Consider the following 7,344-nt stretch of genomic DNA (forward strand, 5'->3'; position numbering starts at 1 on the left):
ATAGCAGGAGATTAGCTGTCCGGATGCTCCGAATGTCTGCCAGAGTGTTCCCTCAGATGAAAGGCATTCGCTGCCTGCTTACGACGCTGTTCTTCCAACGCTGCGTAGTGTTTTCTTGTGGTATTGACATCCTTATGCCCCAGAACATCCGCCACCAGATAGATATCGCCGGTCTCTTTATAGAGCTCGGTACCGTAAGTGCTGCGTAGTTTATGGGGGGTGATTTTCTTCAGGGTGGTGACGCGTGAAGCGTATTTTTTCACCAGATTCTCTACGGAGCGGACTGCCATACGGCGGTTCTGCAAGGACAAAAACAGTGCATTTTCATGTCCCTCCGCAGGGATGATATGTTCCCGCTGTTCCAGATAGTCAAGCAGAGCGGTTTCTACTTCATCTCCGAAGTAGACGATTGCCTCATATCCACCTTTTCTCCGGATCTTGATGCCGCCGTTATCGAAATCCACATCATTAATATCCAGTCCTACACATTCCGATACACGAATACCGGTTCCCAAAAGAAGGGTCAGCAGAGCAACATCGCGAAGTTTTGTTTTCTTATGATATTCCAGCTCTTTTTTGGTCAGCTTAGTGCCGTCCTCCACCTGATCCAACAGAATAGCCACTTCGTTAGGCTCTAACCGGATAATCTCTTTTTCGTGGCGTTTCGGAAGGGGAACCAGTGCCGCGGTATTTTTCTGAATGCGTTCACTCTGAAAATAGTAATTATAGAAACTCCGTAGAGCGGCAAGCTTTCTTGCCTTACCACGTTCCTCGTTGGTGATATCTTTTCCGTCCTTCTGATACAGGCTCATATAGTCCAGATATTCTTCGATATCCGTCCGTTGCACCATATCCAGGACGGACAAAGGCAGCTCGGTAATCTCTCTTTTTTTACAATAGCTGTTCGTCTCATGGAGAAATTCAAAAAAGAGACGGATGTCATAGGCATAAGCAAGCCTGGTTCTGGTGGAGGTATAGGGTTCGATCCCACGGAAAAAATCTCGGCAGAACGGCGGAAGCGTATCCAGTACCTTACGAAGCTTGAGAATATTGTTCTTATTTTGTTCATCGTGGTAATTTTCTTCTTTAATGACTGCCAAAGTAATCGGTCCATCCTTCCATATTTCCTTTTTGAATCGCGGTAAAGATACGGTTCTTGATGCCGGGATTCTCTCTATTAAGTTGCCCAAGCAGTTCTTTGACATATTCCCGCCTGGTATGTCCGTCGGCGGGACAGGGACTTTTTACGACAGGGATCTGATATTTGTTCACAAAGCCGATGACTTCCGATTCCTGCATATAGATCAGAGGCCTTATCACGGTTAAGTCTGTTTTATCCAGATGAGTTACCGGAGAGAATGTATGCAGACGCCCTTCATAGAAGAGGGACAGCATCATAGTCTCCACTACGTCATCCTCATGGTGTGCGTATGCGATCTTGTTACATCCGGCAGCCTTGATGGCATCGTTTAAGGCTCCTTTTCGCATTTTGGCGCATAAGGAACAGGGATTGTCTTCCTTACGATCTTCAAATACGATTTTGGCAATGGAGGTATTCACTACGGTATAGGGGATGTCTCTGTCAGCACACAGTGTACGGATTTCATCCAGATTCAGATTGTCAAATCCAAGATCGACCGTTACAGCAATAAGCGTAAAATGCTTCGGATAAAATTTGCTGAGTTCATTTAAAGCCAGCAGGAGAGTAAGACTATCCTTGCCGCCGGAGATTCCCACGGCGATCCGGTCGCCTTCTTCAATCATATGATAGTCATCCACGGCCTGTCTGACACGGCTCAATACTTTTTGTAATGTCATTGTTAACTCCATTCTTTTACTGGTATCTATTTTATACTGCCGGGAATTCTTTTTCAACAAAAACGACAGATTTCTTCTTGTGGTGAGTGCAAAACCATAGTATATTAAAAGAGATAAGATTTTATGAAGAAAGGTGTAGTTGAATGAAATACGACTTAAAAAACAATAAGTATTTTCGCTGGGGGCTGACCGCATTTCTGACCATTGCAGCCAGTATCTGCTTCTATTATCTGTTATTCCATGGGAACAGTATCAAATCAGGATTCCGTACGATCACAGGAATTCTTATGCCCGTGTTATATGGTCTGGTGACAGCATATCTGTTGACTCCGGTATTGAATTATATAGAGACAAAGCTGTTATTCCCTCTGTGTCGGAAACTGAAGGTGAAGGAAAATAAGAAGCGCAATTCCATTGTCCGTGGAATCGGTATTCTGATCACAGCATTTTTGTTTATTGCCTTGATTTACAGTTTGGTTGCTATGATGCTTTCTCAGATTGTTCCCAGTATTGTAAACATTGCATCTAATTTTGATACCTATATCAGTAACTTTACAAAATGGATCAGTAAGATCATGGATGATAATCCGGAGTTGGGAAGTCAGATTACTTTACTGATCGATAAATATTCCGTAGAGCTGGAGAACTGGTTAAATAACACGGTGCTGACCAAGACCAGTCAAGTGCTCATGACAGTATCCTTAAGTGTGATAAATATTCTGAAAGGTCTGTGGGATTTCATTATAGGATTTGTTATTTCCATTTATGTTCTGGCAAGCAAGGAAAAGTTTGCCGGACAGGCAAAGAAAATGACATATGCTTTCCTTGAGCAGAAGTCCGCAAACCGTCTGATCAGAAGCTTTCGTTTTACCCACAATACTTTTATCGGATTCATTGGCGGTAAAATCGTAGATTCCATTATTATCGGATGTCTGTGCTTTATCGGAACCACCTTACTGCAGACGCCTTATGCAGCTTTAGTCAGTGTAATCGTAGGTGTAACGAATATTATTCCTTTCTTTGGCCCCTACCTGGGAGCGATTCCCAGTGCTATTCTGATCCTGGTGGTTGACCCGATGCATCCGCTAAACTGTGTTTATTTTGTACTGTTTATTCTGGTATTGCAGCAGTTTGACGGCAACTTCTTAGGTCCCAAGATCCTTGGCAATTCCACAGGACTTACGGGATTTTGGGTTATTTTTGCAATCACGGTATTCGGAGGATTGTTCGGAATCCTTGGCATGATCGTCGGTGTGCCCATTTTTGCGGTAATTTATGCGGCGATTAAGGCAGTAGTCAATACGTTTCTTCGGAAAAAGGATCTGCCGGTAGAGACTGTAAAGTACTCTTATCTTAAGAATATTGATGAGGAAGGATTCCATCAGTTGGATTCCAGGCTACAAAGGGACCATGAGATCAAAGATCAAGTTGATTTTGAACAGGATAAAAAAGATCAAGAAGAGAAAAACGTAGGAGAGAAGTAGGCAGATGCGATTTGTAATACAGCGAGTACAGCATGCAGAGGTAAAGGTAGATGGTGAGGTAACCGGCAGCATCAGCAAAGGCTTCCTGGTGCTGATCGGCGTGGCTGAGACAGACACCAGGGAAATTGCCGATAAAATGATTAAAAAGCTTCTTGGTCTGCGGATCTTTGAAGATGCCCAGGGCAAGACCAATCTGGATCTGCATGCCGTTAACGGTGAATTGTTGCTGGTATCACAATTTACACTGTACGCAGATTGCAAAAAAGGAAATCGCCCGTCCTTCATCAACGCCGGTAAACCGGATATGGCGAATGAACTGTACGAATATATCATCAGCAGGTGCCGCGAAAGTATTCCTAAGGTAGAAAAAGGAATCTTTGGTGCTGACATGAAAGTATCCCTGCTGAATGACGGTCCATTCACCATATTACTGGATTCCGCGGAAATCTGCTAAAACAGACGAAACAAGCTTTATGAAGCGTTACAGAGTCATCTTCCCGCAGAACTATTCGTTAAACTTGTCTTTTGCGCATAGTTGGTTCTGCGTCTGCTATCGTAGTAAGGGCTGATTTGTTCCTTAACAGACCGTCATGTGTTGGCTCTGCATGGGCGGTACACATGACGGTTGTAAAATGTGCCTGGTGAAGTGTTGCTGTGGCACGGTTGGGGCTGGTCTGTTCTTGGTGTGTGTGGCATCACCTAGCCTTGACAGCATGAACCCGGAGCCGAGCCTTGACGGTGCCCGGGGAACGTTCCCGAAGTGCGTGGGCACGTGCCACGGACACAAGGCTGACACGGCTCCCCCTACTGTCAAGGCACACTGGCGTTTACGGTGATGCTTGTGGGTGGGACTGTGTTTGACAGAGGGGATGTGTTGCGGTATGCTTTTGGTAAGGGTTTCTGTTGGTTCTTGCGCTGTGCTGTGACTTTGCATCCCTCAATGCATACAGTGCGTAGGTTCCCGGAAACGTTCCTTGTGCATGGTGTTGTCGGTGACGACTGGCAACACTTTTTCTATGCCCTTATTCGATATTCTTCCTCTGCCGAAAATTAAATTTTTTGCAAGGTGAGTCAAAAGTGTTGCTATTGTCAAGTAGCCCTCCGGGCGGTTGGCTGTCTGAGAGGGTGGAAAATTTGTTCCTCTCTCCTGCTTTTTTCCTTGGTTCGAACGTACGAACGTGGCGCCACACGCAACGCTTTCTGTGGCGCCACCGCATTCCCGGGTGCCCTATTTCCGTGGTTCTCTGGCGGCGGATACCGTGATTCTTCCTTGTTTCCGTTTCCGAAAGGAAATCCTTGGCTCCGCCGTGGAAGGCACCCCTAAAGGGGTTCAGAAGCGCTACGCCCGGCTTTCCAATCTGCTCTATGGTTTTCATGTCACCAACTATGTTTTAGGTTCTCACCCGCAAAAGACGTATTTTTCGCACAGTTGCTAAACGCTCACGGGGAAGTAAATTCCCCTACCGCATCAACTCTGTTCGTCCTTGATAGATCAGATATTTTTATTTATGACTGTCACTCTTTCGATTCCAGTGTTCGGACGGAGTAACAGTCACTACGGGCTGTAATATCTGCCTATCTGCGTCCTCACGACGGTCTGCGCCTGGTATCCTATACCAATGCTCAACGTGCGAAAAATAGAGCCCCTTTTGCGCATAGTTGGTTCTGCGTCTGCTATCGTAGTAAGGGCTGATTTGTTCCTTAACAGACCGTCATGTGTTGGCTCTGCATGGGCGGTACACATGACGGTTGTAAAATGTGCCTGGTGAAGTGTTGCTGTGGCACGGTTGGGGCTGGTCTGTTCTTGGTGTGTGTGGCATCACCTAGCCTTGACAGCATGAACCCGGAGCCGAGCCTTGACGGTGCCCGGGGAACGTTCCCGAAGTGCGTGGGCACGTGCCACGGACACAAGGCTGACACGGCTCCCCCTACTGTCAAGGCACACTGGCGTTTACGGTGATGCTTGTGGGTGGGACTGTGTTTGACAGAGGGGATGTGTTGCGGTATGCTTTTGGTAAGGGTTTCTGTTGGTTCTTGCGCTGTGCTGTGACTTTGCATCCCTCAATGCATACAGTGCGTAGGTTCCCGGAAACGTTCCTTGTGCATGGTGTTGTCGGTGACGACTGGCAACACTTTTTCTATGCCCTTATTCGATATTCTTCCTCTGCCGAAAATTAAATTTTTTGCAAGGTGAGTCAAAAGTGTTGCTATTGTCAAGTAGCCCTCCGGGCGGTTGGCTGTCTGAGAGGGTGGAAAATTTGTTCCTCTCTCCTGCTTTTTTCCTTGGTTCGAACGTACGAACGTGGCGCCACACGCAACGCTTTCTGTGGCGCCACCGCATTCCCGGGTGCCCTATTTCCGTGGTTCTCTGGCGGCGGATACCGTGATTCTTCCTTGTTTCCGTTTCCGAAAGGAAATCCTTGGCTCCGCCGTGGAAGGCACCCCTAAAGGGGTTCAGAAGCGCTACGCCCGGCTTTCCAATCTGCTCTATGGTTTTCATGTCACCAACTATGTTTTAGGTTCTCACCCGCAAAAGACGTATTTTTCGCACAGTTGCTAAACGCTCACGGGGAAGTAAATTCCCCTACCGCATCAACTCTGTTCGTCCTTGATAGATCAGATATTTTTATTTATGACTGTCACTCTTTCGATTCCAGTGTTCGGACGGAGTAACAGTCACTACGGGCTGTAATATCTGCCTATCTGCGTCCTCACGACGGTCTGCGCCTGGTATCCTATACCAATGCTCAACGTGCGAAAAATAGAGCCCCTTTTGCGCATAGTTGGTTCGGCGCCTGCTATCGTAGTGAGGGCTGATTTGCGTAACGGTGATAATTAACTCATTTACCATTTCTGTCCGTTCGATAATTCCGTCCCATTCTCCAGGGTACTCACAGTTCGCAATAATATATTCATCCACAGTAAAATGTTCGTTAGTACAATGCCAATTTACATAGGCATCCTTGTGGAAATATTTTCTGATTTCTTCCTCATCCTGAGCAAGAACAGCTTTCCAAAATTGCTTTATATTCATTCTTTTCTCCTCACAATTACCAATTTTCTTAATTCTGCAAACTGGAATCTGTCGCTTTAATACCCGTGGTCAACATGTTCCCAATTCCCACTGTCATTCCTAATTAGAATCCATTTCCAATCATCATATGTTGAATCCGGATTAAGCGAACCATCCCCGCCTGATGAGTCTACATCGAAAGATGATAATATTACGATTGCTTCATCCGCGTCATATTGTTCAGCCCATTCATAAAATTCATCGGCGTATGTATCTCCGGGATAGGACAGTTTTGTCAGTGTGCAGCCGTCAAATTCGTTGCCGAAATAGTCTTTTACTGTTTGGAAAGCCGCCTCAATATCACTGTCTGAATATATTTCCGATGGTTTCCAATCAGGAATTTGAACATTGTCAATATTCCCACCACTATTCTTTCCACCACAGCCGGCAAGAACAAAAATCATTATCAAAGCTGTCAGAAAACAGAATAAAGTTTTCCTATTCATTTTTCGATACCTCCTACGAATTCCGATTTTTCTATCCTGCACATTCTTTACATCATCCAGACTGCTCTGCAGTTTATCAATATCGCTGTAATATAACTTTCCCTGTGAATTACCAAGCTTTACTGCCTGATTAATATTATTTGCAATACCGGCAATAACACGGATTACCAATAACCTCTCTTATACTAATTTCAACAAATTATAAATAACAATAAATGTGATAGCTACAAAAGCTATTGTTCCCAAACAACCAGCTGTCCGCTGTGATCCTTGACTTGCTTCTTCCTTGCAAACGCTCTTAGAAGGGTTATTCGAATCATAATAAACCGTTATTGTTTAAGGGAACTTTACAGCTACCATACCTGGTGACTGAAACGTAATTTTCTTTTTATATGAAATACCATTAACTTTATACTCATAGGTGCATTTCATTCTATCATTTTTAAAGTTTGCGTTTCCAGATTCATCGTGATGCTGTATAAATAAAGTTGACACCTTATTCTCAAGGAATTCATGTATAATA

General features: G+C 45.0%; 7 protein-coding genes. 2 read left to right on the forward strand and 5 right to left on the reverse strand.

Features of this window, described 5'->3' with window-relative positions:
• Positions 1-11: 11 nt before the first annotated feature.
• Both ACTRDR_RS04510 and ACTRDR_RS04515 read right to left on the reverse strand, forming a co-directional pair.
• Positions 12-1,091: a tyrosine-type recombinase/integrase gene (locus tag ACTRDR_RS04510; RefSeq protein WP_440526308.1), complete on the reverse strand. Its 1,080-nt coding sequence runs from the start codon at positions 1,089-1,091 to the stop codon at positions 12-14.
• Positions 1,087-1,818: a tRNA 2-thiocytidine biosynthesis TtcA family protein gene (locus tag ACTRDR_RS04515; RefSeq protein ID WP_440526298.1), complete on the reverse strand. Its 732-nt coding sequence runs from the start codon at positions 1,816-1,818 to the stop codon at positions 1,087-1,089. Before ACTRDR_RS04515 ends, ACTRDR_RS04510 begins: the two co-directional genes overlap by 5 nt.
• A 143-nt stretch (positions 1,819-1,961) precedes the next feature.
• On the opposite strand from ACTRDR_RS04515, the gene ACTRDR_RS04520 reads away from it, so the two are divergent.
• Positions 1,962-3,302, forward strand: a complete 1,341-nt coding sequence (locus ACTRDR_RS04520) for an AI-2E family transporter (RefSeq protein WP_440526299.1) — start codon at positions 1,962-1,964, stop codon at positions 3,300-3,302.
• 4 nt (positions 3,303-3,306) lie between these two features.
• The gene (gene dtd, locus ACTRDR_RS04525) at positions 3,307-3,756 is read left to right on the forward strand and encodes a D-aminoacyl-tRNA deacylase (protein ID WP_440526300.1); all 450 of its coding nucleotides are present in this window, start codon (positions 3,307-3,309) and stop codon (positions 3,754-3,756) included.
• Between the two features lie 2,172 nt (positions 3,757-5,928).
• Here the strand turns inward: dtd and ACTRDR_RS04530 are convergent.
• The 3 genes from ACTRDR_RS04530 to ACTRDR_RS04540 form a co-directional block, all read right to left on the reverse strand.
• The gene (locus ACTRDR_RS04530) at positions 5,929-6,336 is read right to left on the reverse strand and encodes a hypothetical protein (RefSeq protein ID WP_440526301.1); all 408 of its coding nucleotides are present in this window, start codon (positions 6,334-6,336) and stop codon (positions 5,929-5,931) included.
• Positions 6,337-6,392: 56 nt separating this feature from the next.
• Positions 6,393-6,992: a hypothetical protein gene (locus ACTRDR_RS04535; protein WP_440526302.1), complete on the reverse strand. Its 600-nt coding sequence runs from the start codon at positions 6,990-6,992 to the stop codon at positions 6,393-6,395.
• A gap of 165 nt (positions 6,993-7,157) precedes the next feature.
• The coding region (locus tag ACTRDR_RS04540) for a hypothetical protein (RefSeq protein WP_440526303.1) at positions 7,158-7,344 on the reverse strand (187 nt) is incomplete at its 5' end.

The sequence above is a fragment of the Simiaoa sp. genome (genome assembly GCF_051972595.1).
Lineage (GTDB): Bacteria > Bacillota > Clostridia > Lachnospirales > Lachnospiraceae > Acetatifactor > Acetatifactor hominis.